The organism is Rhodococcus sp. H-CA8f (assembly GCF_002501585.1).
GTDB classification, from domain to species: Bacteria; Actinomycetota; Actinomycetes; order Mycobacteriales; family Mycobacteriaceae; genus Rhodococcus_F; species Rhodococcus_F erythropolis.
Genome location: NZ_CP023720.1, coordinates 4,568,209 through 4,584,080, shown reverse-complemented (window position 1 = coordinate 4,584,080; position 15,872 = coordinate 4,568,209). Strand labels below are relative to the sequence as shown.

The following is a 15,872-nucleotide window of genomic DNA, read 5'->3' as shown; positions in this document are numbered from 1 at the left end:
CCCGCTCAGTCGAGTTGCTCGCGAAGATTACTCAGTGTCTTCGCGAGCAACCTCGACACGTGCATCTGGGACACACCGACCTTCTCGGCGATTTGTGTCTGCGTCAGGTTTCCGAAGAATCTGAGCATCAACACCGTCCGCTCTCGCTCGGGAAGCTTGTCGAGAAGTGGACGTAGTGCCTCGTGATTCTCGACGTTCTCGAGTGCGGCGTCGTAGTCACCGAGTGTTTCCACGAGCGGAAGATCGTCGGTGTGATTGGACGCGGCACCATCGACCGAGACGGTCTGGTACGCGTTGCCGGCGATCAACGCCTGGGCAACTTCTTCACGTTCGATCCCCAACGTCTCGGCCAACTCGTCGACGGTCGGCGCGTGCCCGAGTTGTTGTGACAGCTCGCTGATGGCTTGCCCGAGTTGGAAGTGCAACTCCTTCATCCGGCGTGGAACCCGCAATGCCCAACCGGTGTCGCGGAAGTGTCGTCGAACTTCGCCCATCACGGTGGGAACCGCGAACGAGACGAAATCGGATCCCCGCGTGGAATCGAAACGGTCGACGGCGTTGACCAGACCGAGGCGCGCCACCTGAACCAGATCGTCGTGTGCCTCGCCGCGTCCGTCGAATCGTCTGGCGATGTGTTCGGCCAACGGTAGGCACCTGGTGATCAGTGCGGTGCGCACTCGTTCGTACTCCGGACTGTGGGGCTCGAGGGTCCGCATTTCCTCGAAAACGGGTATGACGTCCCGATATTCGTCGGTGGACCGCCGGCGCGGGCGTGACGGGCCGTCTGCGGAAGCGGTCACAGGCGCCCGCTGAGGGCCTTGGTGAACTTCATGGTCGTGATGTAGCCGACGCCGCCCAGGTTCTCTTCCTGGTCGAGCGAAATCGAATCGGTGAGTTCGGTGAGGATGTGCCACCCGAACGATCGCTGAGTGCTGTCCTCGTACTCCGTGGTTGTCGTCGATACGGATACGTGCAGTTGCGGGGGAGTGAACACGAACCGACACACCAGAACCGAATCAGGCGCAGCACGAACAATCAGATGCGTACAGATTTCGTCCATGGCCAATTTGATGTCGGCGATGGCGTCGAGGTCGAAGTTTTCCTGAATGGCAACAGTGGCGGCCAGTGCACGCAAAATCGACAGCTGATCGAGAGTCGCTTGAATCCTCAACTCCACAACTGGCTGAGTCTGATCCTGATCGGGCTCGAGTGCGCTGAGGTGTGCCATAAGTTCTCCGGATCGTCGTACCAGGGGTCGCGGTGAAGTCTGGTGCCGAGAACGATACCCATCTCGACCTTCACAGTGACCCCCGAACACGAAATTTGGTCGATGGTGGTGCCGGGGGTAAACGACACGATTCTGCTCACGACCGTTGGCGATCGCAACATCGGATTACCTCGCGGAACCGCAGACCAAACCACATTTTTGTTCGGAACACCGAAACGAATGGTCGCAACGCACTTGTGACGCCGGTCATGCTGGCGTACTGTTTCAAACCGAGGTTGAGCACACAGCCGATGAGGGATTTATCCGTAATTCTGGAGACCCGTTCATCGTGCGGCTCCTTCGGAGGTCCCTTCTCTTTTGCAGAGTGTAAACCGTTGCGGGATGGGAGAACCATGACTGTTGTTCCAGGATCATCTATTTCAGGCTTTACGAACGCGGCGAAGGGATCGGTAGATTACGGACCTCCCGCGACCGGGACAGCGACCGCATCGTTTCACGCGCACCGCATCAGTGCACATACCGCTGTGATCCACGTTCGTGGCGAGATCGACCTGATGAGCGCCAATGCTTTTCGTGACTTCTTGACGTACCACGTTGCCGCGGACCGGACGCTGGTTGTCGATCTCTCCGAACTCGAATTCATGGGGACGTGCGGCTTGTCCGTGCTGTCGGTCCTGTCGACGCGATCACGCGACGTGGGCGGCACACTCGCGCTCGTCTGCGCCCGCCCGGTTCAGAGGCTACTCAAAGCAGCTGGTCAGGAGTCGATGTTTGCCTGCTACGAGTCGCTGGATCATGCAATCGGACTCGAAGAGACCCGACGTTTCCCGGCTTGATACCGCCCTTTCGCCGATAGTTTCGAGTCATCTACAGTTTCGAGAAATCAGCTTCGTAGAGCCCGTCAGCGTCAGTGCACTTCACTTCGGTGAGTGCCCTTGTGTTGGCGGGCTCTCGGCGGTGCTGTGACGCAGCGGCCGTAGGTTCGGACCACCTCGGTGGCGACGTGATCCCATGAATACGATTCGCACGCTCGGGCCCGACTCTGCCGTGCAAACGCCGCGCCCTCGTCTTCGTCGTCCAGAAGATGCCGGACCGCGCGCGCGGTTTCCACGGGGCTGTTCACCGGCACCCGACGCCCCGTGAGTCCGTCGATCACCGTATCCCGCAGTCCGCCAACAGGAGTCGCGACTACAGGAACTCCGCACGCCATCGCTTCCAGCGCCGCGATTCCGAAAGGTTCGTATCTGGGGGTGCATACGAGGGCGTCGGCCGACCGCATCAGTTTCGGTAGTTGGCGGTGCGGAACGCGTCCCAACAATTGGACTCGATCTGCGACGCCGAGCCGCTCGGCGAGCTTGACCAAGCGGATCGCAACCTCGTCGGTGCTCAGTTGCGCGACGGGTGGCCCGCCGATCACCACCAACTCCGTGTCCGGCAGCGAAGCCAGCGCGGCGACGGCAACATCGAAGCCCTTCTGCTCCACCAGCCTTCCGACGCAGATCAATCGATGCGGCGCGGTCTTCTTCGCGGCGGGTCCCTCCGGGGTGAACGCTTCGGTATCGACGCCCGAGGGCACCATCGTGGTCCGTGATCGTGGTGATCCCTGCCGAACCAGATCGAAGATTTCGTCCGAACTTGTCGCGATGACATGGGTTGCGCCCCTGGCGATCAATGGTTCCAGGTGAGTCCGCTCCGATGGGCTGTCGTCGGCTGCTCCGAGGTGTCGGTGCGCCGCAGATCCCAGGGAATGGAATGTCTGAAGTACGGGGATGCCGAGTGAGCGGGTCGCGAGTTCCGTTGCCACACCAGACATCCAGAAGTGCGAGTGCACCACATCGGGTCGGTCGGTACTCCACTGAGCGCGCAGAATGCTGGCAAAGGTGCCCAGGTGGGGGAGTATTTCGGCGTCCGGGAGAGCGTGTGTCGGGCCGGCTTCGAGATAGTCGACGGAGTACCCGGCGCGGGCGCGAACGCGGTCCGGTCCACCGACGTGTGCCCGCCTGGTGAAGACGGTGACATCGTGTCCGGCGCGAACCAGGGCCGCGGACAGTTCGTCGACGTGCAGGTTCTGTGCACCGGCTGCCGAGCAGCCCACCGGTGCGAGTGGATCGGCGTTCACCGACACCATGGAGATCTTCAGCATTCGTCCGGGAGCCATAGCGGGCGAGTACTTCATCGGGTCCCCTCTCCACTTGATCGGTTCGTCTGGGGATACCCGGAGTCCGTGATCTGAACCGGGTTTCGGCGCGGTCAGCGCTGGGCACATTCCAAACACGATGGCGAGGAGTGAGGTTCGATGACAGAACAAATGCTGGTCGACGCAACGGTCGGACTCGGGTTCGAGCGGTACGTACAACGGGTGGCGGTCGGCGTGGGGGCCGGCATAGAGCAATGGTGTTGCAGGCGCGAGCATCCTCTGGAGGCCTACATCGCGTTGGATCGAACTGTGCCGCGTTTCCCTGGGCGTGAGGTGGCGTTGCTGTGGGAGGAGACGTGCGGTTGGGCCCTGGCCGTGGAGACTCGTTCAGGGGAGGACCTCATCGTTCTCGGATATCTGGGCGAACACGCAGTGCCGACCCCGGACGCCGTCGCCGACTTTGCCGCGACACTGGGCACGCGCAGCCCGCACTGGGTCATGAACAGGCCACTGGCGGATTCGGACGAGACCGCGCGAGAACTACGGAGCTACTCCGGAAGTGCTTACGCCTGAATAGTATTGAGGTCCGATCAGCTCAGTTGACCACGTCCAGGATGGGATCGAGAACCGGAGTCGCTGCAGCCTCGACGGCAGGATCGTCCATGAGTTTGAAAACGATGTGACCGCCGAGCGCGCCACCGACACCGACCGCAGTGAGCCCAAGCACTGACAGAACTCGCGCCAGCGCGAGTGAATCCTTGCCGCGTAGCCTGTACGACGCGGCAAAAGACCAGATCCCCACAGCATTCGACGCGGCGTGTACCAGCCCCACACGGCGTGCGACGTCGCCACGTTCGGACCAGTCCAGCCAGCCTGTCAGCAAAGCCGGCGGCGTCGAGACAAGCCCGAGCCCGATCAACCGTCGTGCAGTCTGCGGATCGCCTGACACGTCGAAGATCAGCGAAGCCGTCCACGCGCCCGCGGGAATGGTCACGAGGGCGGGATGAATGGGATGCCCGACGAGGGCGCCGCGCAGAAGTGCGGCGACAGTACGCGATCTGTCGGATCGCTCGGTGATCTGGAGGATTCTGCGTCTGATGCCAGTGGACGGACCGTCCAGTCCGCGCGCCGATTCGATTCCGCGGTAAAGAGTTCCGATGTCCATGCAATTCGGCTACCCGGCGTAGACGTCGGGAAACCTCACGACAGGAGTGTCTTGTCGACCGTCATGCTCCGGCGTACGGTCGAAACGAAAGAGATCCGACCGGAGGAGCGAACGATGAAGCTCAATCTCTTTGCAGCGTGGGCGTCGTATTTCCTGGTGCTGGCCACAGTTGTCTGTCTCGGCAGCTTTCTCGTGGCCGCCGGTTCAGGGCACGGTGGTTGGGCGTTGATTGCCGGGCTCGCCGGCGTCGCGTCCATCGGACTGGCGGTTGCCCTGTACACCAGCACCGTTCATCACGACCACAAAGTGCACCGCGAATCCCCACACCTGTTCTGATCAGGACCGCTTCTGATCAGGACTGTGCCAGTCGCGCCTTCTCCGCCTCGATGTCGAAGTTGGCAGGCGGCCAGTCGAGATCGAGCTTTTCCAGAGCGTCGATCAGTAGCTCCGTGACCGCAATTCGGCTGTACCACTTCCGATCACACGGCACGACGTACCACGGCGCGTGCTCGGTCGACGTCTTGTCGAGCATTGCCTGATACGCCTGTTGATATGCAGGCCACAAACCGCGTTCGGTCACGTCACCCGGGTTGTACTTCCAGTACTTGTCCGGGCGGTCGAGCCGCTCTTCGAGCCGCTTCTTCTGCTCGTCGAGCGAGACGAACATCGCCACCTTCACGATGGTGGTTCCGGCGTCGACGAGTTCCTTCTCGAACTGGTTGATCTCGTCGTAGCGCGCGCTCCAGACATCCTCAGGGACAAGATCGTGGACGCGCACGACCAGGACGTCCTCGTAGTGGGAGCGATCGAACACACCGAGATAGCCGCCGCGGGGGAGTTCCTTCTTGATCCGCCAGAGGTAGTGATGTTGCTTTTCCTCTTCGGTCGGGACGCCGAAGGCCGCGTGCTGAACTCCCGAAGGATCCACGTGACCGATCACGTGTCGGACCATGCCACCCTTGCCTGCGGTGTCCATTCCTTGCAGGACCAGCAGGATGGAACGGCTGTCCCCGGATCTGCCGTTGGCGTAGAGCAACTCCTGCAGGTCGGACAGGACCGCGCCGCGCTCCTCGAGCAGACGTTCGCCGTCAGCTTTGTTTCCGGTGAATCCCGGAGTGCTGTTGCGATCGAGTTGATCGAGTTCGAACCCGGGCTCCGCCCGCAGTGTCTTGGCGGCCGGTGTTTCCCACAGCGAGTCTTGTGCCATGCCGAAAGAGTGCCACAGGATCGACCCCTGTGGCTCGAAAGTTCGGTCTCGGGCGAGTCAGTCCTCGGCAGGCTTGACGAGGGGATGCGGAACCGACTTGAACTTGGCCGGTGATCCGTTGACCGCAGCAATGCCGGTGATGCCGCCCCACGTCATCATGGTGAGGTAGTCGATCAGCGATTCCGCGGACATCGACTTGTTGGAGATCCACCAGTGCGTCGCGAGCTGAATTCCGCCGACGATCCCGAACGCCCACGGCAGGGAACCGCCGGAATCCATCTCCATCTCGCGAAGACGATTGCCCAACACCGTGGAGAGCAATTCGGCGATCATGCGCTCGGAATCGGCAACGACGTCGCGGTTGGCGCCGGCGCCGTTGGCCATGACGTAGAGGTAGATGTCGGGGTCGGATGCCACCGTCTCGACGTACGCGGTGATGCTGGCCTGGGTGAGTTCGAAATCGTCGAGATCACCGCTGATCGCTTCGTAGATACGCGGCGACAGGATGGTCTCGACGTACCGCATCATCGTGGCGGTGGTGAGGTCGCTCTTGTCGGCGAAGTACCGGTAGAGCACGGTCTTGGACACACCGATCTCGGACGCGATCTCGTCCATGCCGATCTCACGGCCGCGTGCCCGGATAGCAGCGATGGTGCCGTCGACGAGTTCCTCGCGGCGAGCGATCTTGTGTTCGCGCCACCGACGCTTGCGACCGTCGGATTTCTCGGGCTTCGCATCAGCAACGACTGGGCCGTCTACCTGCTCGTTGTCCTGCACGGCATTCTTGGCCACGAGTCATCTCATATCTGTGGTGCGAGCCACGTCCGATCGGTCTACTTTCCGGTCCAGCTTAATGTCCGTGCCTTTATCTCGGGCACTCACATCCGCAGTTCGGGGGATTAAGTCCTAGCGAATCGGACATCGTGTCGCTCGCGCTACGCCGCGTCACACCTTTCGGCACAATGGCGAGGGTGCAGCAACTGAGCCTCTCCGCCTTCGACGACGCCGCCAAGCGTCGGGACCTTCGCAAGATGAAAGTCTTCGCCACTGGCCTCCTCGGCTTCGCGACGGTGGTCTACATCTTCTGCCGGTGGCAGGAATCCCGCGGCGCCGGAGAGTGGGTCGGGTACGTCCGGGCCGCGTCCGAGGCGGGCATGGTCGGCGCGCTTGCCGACTGGTTTGCCGTCACCGCGCTCTTCCGTCATCCGATGGGGCTTCCCATCCCGCACACTGCCATCATCAAGCGTAAGAAAGACCAGCTCGGAGCCAGTTTGAGCTCGTTCGTCGGTCAGAACTTCCTGGCTCCCGAGGTTGTGTCGGCCAAGGTGCAGCAGGCGCAGATTCCGCTCCGCCTCGGTACGTGGATGGCTGAACCTGCCAATGCCGCTCGCGTCGCCGCCGAGACGTCGACGGTATTGCGCGGGATGGTCGAGGTTCTTCGCGACGAGGACATTGCCCAGATCATCGACAACACGATCGTGAAGCGGCTGGCCGAGCCCATGTGGGGACCGCCGATCGGCCGAGTGCTCGGGGAGTTGCTCAAGGACAACAAGCAACTGCCGATCATCGAATTGCTTGCCGAGCGCGCGCATCAGTGGGCACTCGGCAGCCAGGAGACGATCGACCGTGTGATCGTTCGCGATTCGCCGGCGTGGTCGCCGAAATTCGTCGACGCCATGCTGGGGGAGAAGATCTACAAGGAACTCGTCGAGTTCACCTGGAAGGTCCGTTCCAATCCCGAACACGAGGTACGTCTCGCCGCCAACCGCTTCCTGATCGATTTCGCCGATGATCTGCAGAACGACCCGGAGACCATCAAGAAGGCCGAAGGGATCAAGGCGGAGATCATGGGCCGCGAGGAAGTGACGGGTCTGGCGTCCTCGACGTGGCAGGTCGCCAAGCGCCTCATCATGGAGTCGGTCGACGATCCGAACAGCACCCTGCGGACCAAGGTCGCCGAGAACGTGGCCGGCTTCGGAATCAGGCTGCGAGACGACGAATCCATGCGTGAGAAGGTCGACGGCTGGCTGGTGCAGGGCACCAAGTACATCGCGGAGAACTACACCGACGAGATCACCGGAGTCATCAGCGACACGGTCGAGCGGTGGGATGCCGACGAAGCGAGCCAGAAGATCGAGCTGCAGGTCGGTCGAGATCTTCAGTTCATCCGTATCAACGGCACCGTTGTCGGCTCGATCGCCGGGCTGCTGATCTACACGATTTCGACGCTCATCTTCGGCTGAGCTGTCCGGTATGTGACGTCCACCACGAGTGCTAGCAGTAGTGCTTGCAATAGTTAGCACCCTCTCCTATCCTGGGAAATGTCCACTGGAAAGGGAGGACGCAATGCCAGCGAAGTCGACGAACTCCGATGACGGAGATCGTGAATTATCCGGTGCCGCAGCCGGAGCAAGCGACTTGGCAGCTCGCGTCGTCAGCTCTGCGGCACACGACATCGGGGGGTTCATTCGTGCACAGCGGGAAGCCGCCCAAGTTTCGATGCGCCAACTTGCTCAACTCGCCGGCGTCAGCAATCCGTATCTGAGTCAGATCGAACGCGGATTGCGTAAACCGTCGGCAGACGTACTGGCGCAAATCGCCAAGGGTCTTCGAGTCTCATCAGAAGTCCTGTACGTCCAAGCGGGATATCTCGAACAACGCCCGCACAGTCCCATCAGGGACGCGGTGTTGGCCGAGACGGCCATCAACGAACGGCAGAAGCAAGTACTGCTCGAAATCTACGACTCGTTCTGTCGCGAGAACGAGTCGTCCAGACCAGCCGCAGCGCCCGATTTCGCTGAATCGGCCGCAATTCCAGACACCGAGACTTCACTAGGAGAACAAGATGACTGACAAGAACGCCATCGACAGCGTCAAGACCTCGCTCTACGCCGCTGTCGGCGCAGGCGACCTGGTTGTCCAGGCCGTGGCCGATGTAGTCGCTCAGGTTCGTGAGCGCGCCGAGAACACCCAGGGTGACGTCAACGGCCGTGTCGACGGTGCCCGCGAGAAGCTCGCTTCCGTTCAGGGTGACGTTGCCGAGAGCGTCGAGGCACTGCGCGAGCGTCTCGCCGGCCTGCCGTCCGAGCTGCCCGAAGAGCTCGCTGAGCTGCGAGAGAAGTTCGCACCCGAGGAACTCCGCAAGGTCGCCGAGGCATACCTCAAGGTTGCCGGCGATCTGTACAACTCCCTCGCAGAGCGTGGCGAAGACGCAGTCGAGCGGATCCGCAAGCAGCCCGCAGTCGAAGAGGGCATCGCTGCTGCAGAGTCGGCACTCGGCGACGCCGTCGAGCTGACCGAAGACGCACTCGGAACCGTTGCTCGTCAGACGCGCGCCGTGGGCGAGCAGGCTGCCAAGCTGGCCGGCCGCGCTGCCGGACGCATCTCCGACACCGCAGAAGAGGTCGGCGAGAAGATCGCGGACGCCGGCGAGAAGATCGCCGATGCAGGCGACGAGGCTGCACTGAAGGTCCTCGACCTCGGTGACCAGGCAGACGAGGCTTCCAAGGAAGCTGCCGCTCGCGTGACCGCTGCTGCTTCCGACGTCCAGGAGCGCGCGACCACCGCCGCCAAGAAGGCTGCTCCGGCCAAGGCTGCACCGGCCAAGGCTGCTCCGGCCAAGGCCACCGCGCCGGCTCCGGCCAAGAAGGCTGCTCCGGCCAAGAAGGCCTGATTTTGCCCAGCTTCACCTGACGAAGGCTCCCGCGCTCAGCCGAGTGTGGGAGCCTTCGTGTTCGTCGGGAACCGGATGAGAACTTAGGATGTAGTTGTGACTCAAGTCGATGGGCTAGTCGGTCTGATCTTTCTCGCACTCAAAGTGCTCGCGTTGGTGGGTGCTGTCTACGCGATCGTTCATGCCGTCAGGCAGCGTCCGGACGCCTTTACCGCGGTCAACAAATTGACGAAGCCGATCTGGCTCGGAATTCTGATCGTTGCGGCGTTGATCCTGCTGGCGACATCCCCTGTCGGTCTCCTGGGCATCATCGCGGTTGTTGCAGTGTGTGTATATCTCGTCGACGTTCGACCGCGCGTGGACGACATCCAGCATGGCGGTTCCCGCTGGTAGTGGGCCGCGGTTTCTGCTCATCCGGTGACGCGGTTCCAGGTCACCGTGTGTTGCCCCACTCTTCGCTCCAACGCTGACAACGCGCGTTGTTCGAGTGATAGTGTCGGTTAACGGCAGTCACACATAGATTGCATCCGTCTGTCGTCAGCAGCAGTCAGGGGTAAATGCATGTCCAGTCGTTCGCGAACCACAGAGCTTCGAGTACTGGCAGGCGCCGTCGGAGTGGGAGCACTCGTCGCGGCAGTCGCTGGGATCCGTCATCGGCGATCCACGCGCGGGTTGACTCTTTCGAGCGACGTCGAGCCCAACGCACTCCTGAAGACTCCGACGCTCAAAGCTGATATCAGCGAACTGACCACCGACGACGGTGCGATCATCAATGTCCGGGCTTACGGTCCCGTCGACGGCGATCCGATCGTTCTCAGTCACGGCTGGACGTGCTCAACCGAATTCTGGTACCCGCAGGTCAATGCGCTTGCCGGTGAATATCGCGTAATCACCTACGATCAACGCGGTCACGGACGCAGCACCGTCGGTAATCTTCCGCTCGGCCCGGACGTCCTCGCCGACGACCTTTCTGCCGTGCTGGCAGCCACGGTTCGCGAGGACAAGAAGGCGGTCATCGTCGGTCACAGCATGGGCGGGATGAGCATCATCGCCTGGGCTGGTCGTCACCCCGACGAGGTCAAGAAGTACGCGTCGGCGGTCATGCTCGCGAGCACCGCGAGTGAAAGGTTGATCGCCGAGACCACGGTCATCCCACTGCCCAATCGCTTTCCTCGGGTGCCGGTCCCCGTGGGCCGCGCCATCCTCAGTTCGCCCGTTCCGTTTGTCTCCTCGGGCGCCATGACGAAGGCGATCCAGTACGTCTCGATGTCACCGAACGCGACCAAGGCCGAGATTCAGTTCTGCGAGAACATCGTTCGTGAGTGCAAGCCGCGTATTCGTGGCGGTTGGGGAGCAGCGCTGAGCACCCTCGACATTCACGAGGGACTCGACAATCTCGAAGTGCCGACCACCGTGCTCGTCGGTTCGCTCGATCGGCTCACTCCGCCGGTCCATGCGCGCAAGCTTGCGCAGGTCCTCGACGACGCCGGCAACCTCGAACGGTTGATCGTGTTGCCGGGCGTCGGTCACATGTCGTCGATCGAGAACATCGACGAGTTCGACAAGGAAATCGTGCGACTGCGCAATCTCTAGCGCAACGCAGCTCTAGCTGAAGACGACCGTCTTGCGCCCGTGGACCAGAACCCGATCCTCGAGGTGCCAGCGCAGTCCGCGTGAGAGCACGAGCTTTTCGATGTCTCGACCCTGGCGGACCATGTCGGCGACATCGTCGGCGTGGTCGACGCGGATCACGTCCTGCTCGATGATCGGACCGGCATCGAGTTCGGCGGTCACGTAGTGGCAGGTGGCGCCGATCAACTTCACGCCGCGGGCGAACGCCTGGTGATAGGGGCGGGCACCGATGAACGACGGCAAGAAGCTGTGGTGGATGTTGATCGCGCGGCCGGCCCAGTGCTCGCACAGTGATTCGGGAAGCACCTGCATGAAGCGTGCAAGAACCACGGCGTCGGGGTTGTGGGCGTCGACCAGAGCGCGGACCTTCTCGAAGGACGGTCCCCGTTCGGCCGGGTCCTTGGCGAACGGAACGTGGTGGAAGTCGATCCCGTGGCGCTCGGTGACACTGCGCAGGTCTTCGTGATTTCCGATGACGGCGCTGATCTCTGCCGGAAGTTCTCCGCCCGCGGCGCGGCCCAGGAGGTCATGCAAGCAGTGACCTTCCTTGCTCACGAGCAGCACGATCTTCTTGGGTGCGCCGGAGTCGTGAAGAGTCCACTCGGTTTCCGGACCGATCTCGGCCGCAACAGCTTTGAACCGTTCACGAAGCTCGTCGATGCTCATGCTCACAGACGACGCGCGGACCGCCTGACGCGTGAAGAACCATCCGGTGTCGGCATCGGCGTGGTATGCGGCCTCCACGATCCATCCACCGACGTCGGTGAGAAAGGTCGAGATGCGTGCGACGATGCCCGTGGTGTCGGGGCAGCCGAGGGACAGAACATAGCGACGATCGTCGATCGAAGGTGCAGCGGTCATGCGGCCTAGTCTCTCAGGTGCGGCTGCGGCGACGGTCGCGTGGTGGTGTGCCAAGCTTTCCATCATGTCTGAAGCTGCACTCACTCGTTCCCAGGTTGCCGCGATGGTGGACCACACTCTCCTCAAACCCGAAGCCACCGCGGCCGATGTGACCGCCCTGATCGACGAGGCACGCAGCCTCGGTGTGCTGGCCGTCTGTGTCTCGCCGTCGATGTTGCCGATTCGCGCCGACGGACTGGTGACGGCGGCCGTCGTCGGATTCCCGTCGGGGAAGCATCATTCACTGGTCAAGGGTGCCGAAGCGCGACTGGCCGTCGATCAGGGCGCTACCGAGATCGACATGGTCATCGACGTAGGAGCGGCGGTCGCCGGCGACTACAGCGCTGTGCTCGCAGACATCCTCACCGTCCGTGAGGCGATGGGGGAGAGTGCGATCCTCAAAGTGATTCTCGAAACCGCTGCTCTGTCCGACGAGGCCATCGTCGAATGCTGCCGCGCGGCCGTGCGTGCCGGGGCGAACTTCGTCAAGACCTCCACAGGCTTCCACCCCGCGGGTGGGGCGACGGTCGAGGCCGTCGAACTGATGGCACGGACGGTCGGCCCAGGCGTGGGAGTCAAGGCCAGTGGCGGAATACGTACGACGCAGGCCGCACTCGACATGATCGCGGCCGGCGCGACCCGTCTCGGATTGTCCGGAACCCGAGCAGTATTGGACGGTCTGACCGACTAGGTCAGCAGGCCGCAGCTGTCCGGCACCGCCGAGGCGTTCTGGTTGTTCGCGTCGGCGACGGGCATGGCGTAAGCGCCGCCCTCCAGTGAGATCTGGATTGCGTCGTCGGTGACGGTCAGCTTGGTGGGCTTCATGTCCAGCGGGTACGTCTGCAGGCTGTCGGTGAGTGTCTGGACGATGCCGTCGACCAGGTCTGTCGGCAGACCCAATCCGAGAATCTCGGCGCCGACGGTCTGAACGTCGACCACACCGTTGGTGACGGTGGGCTTGACCGTGAGCTTCGCGAGCCCGACCGGTCCGACGTCGAACGCGAGTGTTCCGGCGCTCGAGTCGGCGGTGACGCCGGAGACGAGGCCACCGAAGGTCTGCTCCTGCAAGGTGGCGAGAATGCCTGCGGTAGACCAGGTGACGTCGGCGCTGGAGCTGCCGATGGTGCCGCTGTTACCCGCCGAGGGCTGCAAGTTGATGTCGTTCACCTTCGCGTGAACCTGCATGCCCGTTGCGGGGCCGAACGAAGAGTCGTCACTGTCGATGCTGATGTACGGCACCTTCTTGTCGACTGCCTGCAGGAGTACGGGCTTCCAGCTCAACCCGACGTCGACCTGGGATCCCAGTTCGCTCTGGAACTGATCGGCCATGCAGGTCTTCACCTGGTTGCGTACGTACAGTTCTCCACCGACGAGTGCCGCCACGAGCACGGCGATCACCACGAGAAGGATGACGAGCACTCGGTTGCGCGGACGAGGGTTGTTCGCTGCGACAGTCATTCGCCAGATTCTTCCCGACGAGTCTGAACGAACTCTGTGAATACGCACTTCCTCATTCCTGTGATGCGCGACACAGTCGCCCGTAGTCTGTTCGAAACGGCGTTTTCGACGGTCACCGGAGGTGGTCATGGCTTCGGACTACGAATCACTCGAGCTGCTGGCGCTGCGACAGTGTGGATTTGTCACGGCTCTCCAAGCGTCCGAACTGGGTTTCGGTCTGGCGTTGATGGAGGAGATGACGGAATCCGGAACATGGACATGTGAGTGCCGCGGACTCTTTCGCCTCGAACGCGTCAGACATACTGCCTTGGACGAATTTGCGAAGTGGTGCACGTGGTTCGCCGGTAGCGCCACCGTCTCGCATTACAGCGCCGCAGATCTACATGGCCTCGGGCACCTGCAACCTCGCTTCATTCATCTCTCGACAGCGCACCCACTCGCGGCGCCGACCCGCCAAGTCGCCCTGCACCGACTGCCGCTCGCGGACGACGAGTGCGAACAGATCGGACCCATCCGCATCACCACGCCTCTGCGTACCGTGCACGACCTCGCATCCGGTGGAATTTCTCAAGTTCTGCTCAACGAAGTAGTCGCCGATGCGGTAGCGATAGGTCGACTGGACGCGCACGAGTTGTATCTCTCGTGTGAAAACGCGAGCATCGACGTTGCCGTCCGAGTGGAGTTGGCGCTCGCCGCAAGCCTGTAGTCGAGATTGATTTTCTATGCTTCTGCGACCTTCTGGCATCACGTTCGAAATCGAATATGACACCAATATCAGAGATTTGAAATTCGCTACTTCGGGGCGAATATTCTGACTTCAGTCCAGGTGGAGCGATATCTGCACCAGTACTTCGGGACTTTCGACCCATGATCGCTGCAGCTTGGTGATGTCGGCGATGAACTAATTCGGCGAAAAGCGTAGTTACTTTACAGTCAATGGGATAACGTCACGGCATCAAAAGCAGACGGACGCTTGTCCTGGACGGCTGTCTGCTCCCGTGTGCGAGAGGGATGTGGATGTCCGTGAGTGGTGTTCGTCGTGTTGTCGGTGGTTTGAGTGTGTTTGCTATTTCTGCGGGTTTTGCCGTGGTTGCGGGTGTCGGGGTTGCTGGTGCGGCTCCGGTGACGGCGGAGTTCAATTCCGATGGGTACAAGGTGACTCGGACGATCAGTAACGGCACGCCGTCCGAGGGTGATGTGATCACGTCGAAGACGGTGTTCAAGCGAACTGCCGCGGTTCACAATCTGTATGCGGTGCGCGATTTTCATCCGGCGTGTATGACGTATGTCGATGGTTCGGCGACGGTGAACGGTAGTGCGTTCCGTGTCAACGAGGTGGCTACTGATTCTGTTCGGTTGAGTGCGGGTGCTACGGAGTGGCCGATGTGGGGCGGTGACGTCAAGACGTTCGAATTCCAGTATCGCGTCGGCGCGGATTGTGCTCGTGGTACCAATTTGTCGACGACGGTGCATTTCGACGGGACGGTGTTCGTTGACGACACGACGAATGGTCGTGGCCCGTCGATCAATGTTCAGAAGAACGTCTCGACGACGGCTGTGTCACCGGTCAGTGGCGCTCAGGTGGGGCAGCCGGTGACGTTGAGTGCGACGGTGACCGGTGGTGCCGACGGTGATTCGGTGGAGTTCTTCGACGCAGGTTCCAAGATCGGTGCGGGCGCGCTCGCCAATGGTGTTGCAACACTTGCCTGGACACCGACCACCCGTGGAGATCACTCGATCACAGCGAAGTTCGCCGACACGGCGCGTGCCGTCGGTTCCGCTTCGGCAGCGCTGATCGTGAACGTTTCGCAGGCCGATGCTCAGTCCAGTACGACGCTGGCGCCGATCTCGGGCGCGCAGGTCGGCAAGTCGACCACTCTCAAAGCGGCTGTGTCCGCGTCGGGCACCGGTGGAACGGTCACGTTCAAGGTCGGCGGAACGGTGCTCGCTTCGGTGCCGGTGGCAGGCAACGGTGAAGCGACCTACGCCTGGGTTCCGACGGGTGCCGGTGCGCAGACCGTCGAGGCTGTATTCTCCGGCAGATCCGGTGTCACCGGGTCGAGTACCACCGCGAATGTGACAGTCGCCGAACAGTCCGCCGGAACAACAAGCTCCACAACAGATCTCAGCGTAGTAGCGGGGCAGGTCGGCGTTGCACAGACGATCTCCGCTCAGATCAGTCCTGCAAATGCCGGTGGCACAGTCACCTTCAAGGACGGCGAGACCGTCATCGGCACGGCTACGGTCGATTCATCCGGAAAGGCCAGCCTTTCGTGGAAGCCCGCAACTCAGGGTCAGCGAATTGTCGCGGCGGAGTACTCGGGCGCCGGCACAGTGACGGCATCCTCCGATCAGGTCTCCGTCCAGATCGCCGCACCGGTCGACGGTGAAGAACCAGGCAACGGCACCGGTTCGCTCGGCAGCCTCGGCAACATCTTCGGCTCCTAGCAATCGATACCCGGTGATGCCCCG

Annotated in this window: 19 protein-coding genes; 11 read left to right on the top strand and 8 right to left on the bottom strand. The window is 61.9% G+C overall.

Annotation, left to right across the window (positions count from 1 at the left end):
* Positions 1 to 5: 5 nt before the first annotated feature.
* Both CPI83_RS21290 and CPI83_RS21285 read right to left on the bottom strand, forming a co-directional pair.
* A complete protein-coding gene (locus CPI83_RS21290) occupies positions 6 to 800 on the bottom strand; it encodes an RNA polymerase sigma factor SigF (RefSeq protein ID WP_020906739.1) in 795 nt (264 codons plus the stop codon).
* Positions 797 to 1,228, bottom strand: coding sequence for an anti-sigma factor (locus CPI83_RS21285; RefSeq protein WP_020968899.1), 432 nt, complete (start codon positions 1,226 to 1,228; stop codon positions 797 to 799). The genes CPI83_RS21290 and CPI83_RS21285 overlap by 4 nt, the downstream gene beginning before the upstream one ends.
* A gap of 392 nt (positions 1,229 to 1,620) precedes the next feature.
* Here CPI83_RS21285 and CPI83_RS21275 point away from each other — a divergent pair, with 392 nt between their 5' ends.
* Complete coding sequence (locus CPI83_RS21275; protein ID WP_020968900.1) at positions 1,621 to 2,064, top strand: STAS domain-containing protein; 444 nt, start codon at positions 1,621 to 1,623, stop codon at positions 2,062 to 2,064.
* A gap of 71 nt (positions 2,065 to 2,135) precedes the next feature.
* Here the strand turns inward: CPI83_RS21275 and CPI83_RS21270 are convergent, their stop codons facing one another.
* Positions 2,136 to 3,404, bottom strand: coding sequence for a glycosyltransferase (locus tag CPI83_RS21270; protein WP_020906742.1), 1,269 nt, complete (start codon positions 3,402 to 3,404; stop codon positions 2,136 to 2,138).
* Positions 3,405 to 3,524: 120 nt separating this feature from the next.
* Between CPI83_RS21270 and CPI83_RS21265 the strand changes: the two genes are divergently transcribed.
* Positions 3,525 to 3,938 carry a DUF6292 family protein gene (locus CPI83_RS21265; RefSeq protein ID WP_003941464.1) on the top strand — a complete coding sequence of 138 codons (414 nt, stop codon included), beginning with the start codon at positions 3,525 to 3,527 and terminating at the stop codon, positions 3,936 to 3,938.
* A 22-nt stretch (positions 3,939 to 3,960) separates the two neighbouring features.
* Here the strand turns inward: CPI83_RS21265 and CPI83_RS21260 are convergent, their stop codons facing one another.
* Positions 3,961 to 4,530 carry a DUF2231 domain-containing protein gene (locus CPI83_RS21260; RefSeq protein WP_020906743.1) on the bottom strand — a complete coding sequence of 190 codons (570 nt, stop codon included), beginning with the start codon at positions 4,528 to 4,530 and terminating at the stop codon, positions 3,961 to 3,963.
* Between the two features lie 114 nt (positions 4,531 to 4,644).
* Between CPI83_RS21260 and CPI83_RS21255 the strand changes: the two genes are divergently transcribed.
* Positions 4,645 to 4,866 carry a hypothetical protein gene (locus CPI83_RS21255; RefSeq protein ID WP_020968904.1) on the top strand — a complete coding sequence of 74 codons (222 nt, stop codon included), beginning with the start codon at positions 4,645 to 4,647 and terminating at the stop codon, positions 4,864 to 4,866.
* Between the two features lie 16 nt (positions 4,867 to 4,882).
* On the opposite strand, the gene CPI83_RS21250 is transcribed toward CPI83_RS21255, so the two are convergent.
* Together CPI83_RS21250 and CPI83_RS21245 are read right to left on the bottom strand one after the other, a co-directional pair.
* Positions 4,883 to 5,737, bottom strand: coding sequence for a polyphosphate kinase 2 family protein (locus CPI83_RS21250; RefSeq protein ID WP_019744420.1), 855 nt, complete (start codon positions 5,735 to 5,737; stop codon positions 4,883 to 4,885).
* Between the two features lie 57 nt (positions 5,738 to 5,794).
* The gene (locus CPI83_RS21245; RefSeq protein ID WP_020906745.1) at positions 5,795 to 6,514 is read right to left on the bottom strand and encodes a TetR/AcrR family transcriptional regulator; all 720 of its coding nucleotides are present in this window, start codon (positions 6,512 to 6,514) and stop codon (positions 5,795 to 5,797) included.
* 185 nt (positions 6,515 to 6,699) lie between these two features.
* Here CPI83_RS21245 and CPI83_RS21240 point away from each other — a divergent pair, with 185 nt between their 5' ends.
* The 5 genes from CPI83_RS21240 to CPI83_RS21220 all read left to right on the top strand — a co-directional run bounded on the left by CPI83_RS21240 (position 6,700) and on the right by CPI83_RS21220 (position 11,003).
* Complete coding sequence (locus CPI83_RS21240) at positions 6,700 to 7,980, top strand: DUF445 domain-containing protein (RefSeq protein WP_046378191.1); 1,281 nt, start codon at positions 6,700 to 6,702, stop codon at positions 7,978 to 7,980.
* 103 nt (positions 7,981 to 8,083) lie between these two features.
* Positions 8,084 to 8,590 (top strand): helix-turn-helix transcriptional regulator, encoded by a 507-nt coding sequence (locus CPI83_RS21235; RefSeq protein ID WP_019744418.1) that lies wholly within the window; start codon positions 8,084 to 8,086, stop codon positions 8,588 to 8,590.
* The gene (locus CPI83_RS21230) at positions 8,583 to 9,410 is read left to right on the top strand and encodes a heparin-binding hemagglutinin (RefSeq protein ID WP_019744417.1); all 828 of its coding nucleotides are present in this window, start codon (positions 8,583 to 8,585) and stop codon (positions 9,408 to 9,410) included. Before CPI83_RS21235 ends, CPI83_RS21230 begins: the two co-directional genes overlap by 8 nt.
* Before the next feature lie 96 nt (positions 9,411 to 9,506).
* Positions 9,507 to 9,803: a DUF2516 family protein gene (locus tag CPI83_RS21225; RefSeq protein WP_003941505.1), complete on the top strand. Its 297-nt coding sequence runs from the start codon at positions 9,507 to 9,509 to the stop codon at positions 9,801 to 9,803.
* Positions 9,804 to 9,971: 168 nt separating this feature from the next.
* Positions 9,972 to 11,003 (top strand): alpha/beta hydrolase, encoded by a 1,032-nt coding sequence (locus tag CPI83_RS21220; protein ID WP_021333908.1) that lies wholly within the window; start codon positions 9,972 to 9,974, stop codon positions 11,001 to 11,003.
* 12 nt (positions 11,004 to 11,015) lie between these two features.
* Here the strand turns inward: CPI83_RS21220 and purU are convergent, their stop codons facing one another.
* Positions 11,016 to 11,903, bottom strand: a complete 888-nt coding sequence (gene purU / locus CPI83_RS21215; RefSeq protein WP_003941509.1) for a formyltetrahydrofolate deformylase — start codon at positions 11,901 to 11,903, stop codon at positions 11,016 to 11,018.
* A 64-nt stretch (positions 11,904 to 11,967) separates the two neighbouring features.
* Between purU and deoC the strand changes: the two genes are divergently transcribed.
* Positions 11,968 to 12,633 (top strand): deoxyribose-phosphate aldolase, encoded by a 666-nt coding sequence (gene deoC / locus CPI83_RS21210; protein WP_020906748.1) that lies wholly within the window; start codon positions 11,968 to 11,970, stop codon positions 12,631 to 12,633.
* On the opposite strand, the gene CPI83_RS21205 is transcribed toward deoC, so the two are convergent.
* The gene (locus CPI83_RS21205; RefSeq protein WP_029254824.1) at positions 12,630 to 13,400 is read right to left on the bottom strand and encodes a DUF2993 domain-containing protein; all 771 of its coding nucleotides are present in this window, start codon (positions 13,398 to 13,400) and stop codon (positions 12,630 to 12,632) included. The two genes, deoC and CPI83_RS21205, sit on opposite strands and share 4 nt — an antisense overlap.
* A 127-nt stretch (positions 13,401 to 13,527) precedes the next feature.
* Between CPI83_RS21205 and CPI83_RS21200 the strand changes: the two genes are divergently transcribed.
* Both CPI83_RS21200 and CPI83_RS21195 read left to right on the top strand, forming a co-directional pair.
* A complete protein-coding gene (locus tag CPI83_RS21200) occupies positions 13,528 to 14,106 on the top strand; it encodes a hypothetical protein (RefSeq protein ID WP_097387666.1) in 579 nt (192 codons plus the stop codon).
* Positions 14,107 to 14,417: 311 nt separating this feature from the next.
* Positions 14,418 to 15,848 carry an Ig-like domain-containing protein gene (locus tag CPI83_RS21195; RefSeq protein WP_232816780.1) on the top strand — a complete coding sequence of 477 codons (1,431 nt, stop codon included), beginning with the start codon at positions 14,418 to 14,420 and terminating at the stop codon, positions 15,846 to 15,848.
* Positions 15,849 to 15,872: the final 24 nt, after the last annotated feature.

Excerpts from the sequence above, each read along its gene's own strand:
- CPI83_RS21285 (WP_020968899.1), bottom strand. The coding sequence starts at position 1,228 with ATGGCACACCTCAGCGCACTCGAGCCCGATCAGGATCAGACTCAGCCA.
- CPI83_RS21275 (WP_020968900.1), top strand. The coding sequence starts at position 1,621 with ATGACTGTTGTTCCAGGATCATCTATTTCAGGCTTTACGAACGCGGCG.
- CPI83_RS21270 (WP_020906742.1), bottom strand. The coding sequence starts at position 3,404 with ATGAAGTACTCGCCCGCTATGGCTCCCGGACGAATGCTGAAGATCTCC.
- CPI83_RS21265 (WP_003941464.1), top strand. The coding sequence starts at position 3,525 with ATGACAGAACAAATGCTGGTCGACGCAACGGTCGGACTCGGGTTCGAG.
- CPI83_RS21260 (WP_020906743.1), bottom strand. The coding sequence starts at position 4,530 with ATGGACATCGGAACTCTTTACCGCGGAATCGAATCGGCGCGCGGACTG.
- CPI83_RS21255 (WP_020968904.1), top strand. The coding sequence starts at position 4,645 with ATGAAGCTCAATCTCTTTGCAGCGTGGGCGTCGTATTTCCTGGTGCTG.
- CPI83_RS21250 (WP_019744420.1), bottom strand. The coding sequence starts at position 5,737 with ATGGCACAAGACTCGCTGTGGGAAACACCGGCCGCCAAGACACTGCGG.
- CPI83_RS21240 (WP_046378191.1), top strand. The coding sequence starts at position 6,700 with ATGGCGAGGGTGCAGCAACTGAGCCTCTCCGCCTTCGACGACGCCGCC.
- CPI83_RS21235 (WP_019744418.1), top strand. The coding sequence starts at position 8,084 with ATGCCAGCGAAGTCGACGAACTCCGATGACGGAGATCGTGAATTATCC.
- CPI83_RS21230 (WP_019744417.1), top strand. The coding sequence starts at position 8,583 with ATGACTGACAAGAACGCCATCGACAGCGTCAAGACCTCGCTCTACGCC.
- CPI83_RS21220 (WP_021333908.1), top strand. The coding sequence starts at position 9,972 with ATGTCCAGTCGTTCGCGAACCACAGAGCTTCGAGTACTGGCAGGCGCC.
- purU (WP_003941509.1), bottom strand. The coding sequence starts at position 11,903 with ATGACCGCTGCACCTTCGATCGACGATCGTCGCTATGTTCTGTCCCTC.
- deoC (WP_020906748.1), top strand. The coding sequence starts at position 11,968 with ATGTCTGAAGCTGCACTCACTCGTTCCCAGGTTGCCGCGATGGTGGAC.
- CPI83_RS21205 (WP_029254824.1), bottom strand. The coding sequence starts at position 13,400 with ATGACTGTCGCAGCGAACAACCCTCGTCCGCGCAACCGAGTGCTCGTC.
- CPI83_RS21200 (WP_097387666.1), top strand. The coding sequence starts at position 13,528 with ATGGCTTCGGACTACGAATCACTCGAGCTGCTGGCGCTGCGACAGTGT.
- CPI83_RS21195 (WP_232816780.1), top strand. The coding sequence starts at position 14,418 with ATGTCCGTGAGTGGTGTTCGTCGTGTTGTCGGTGGTTTGAGTGTGTTT.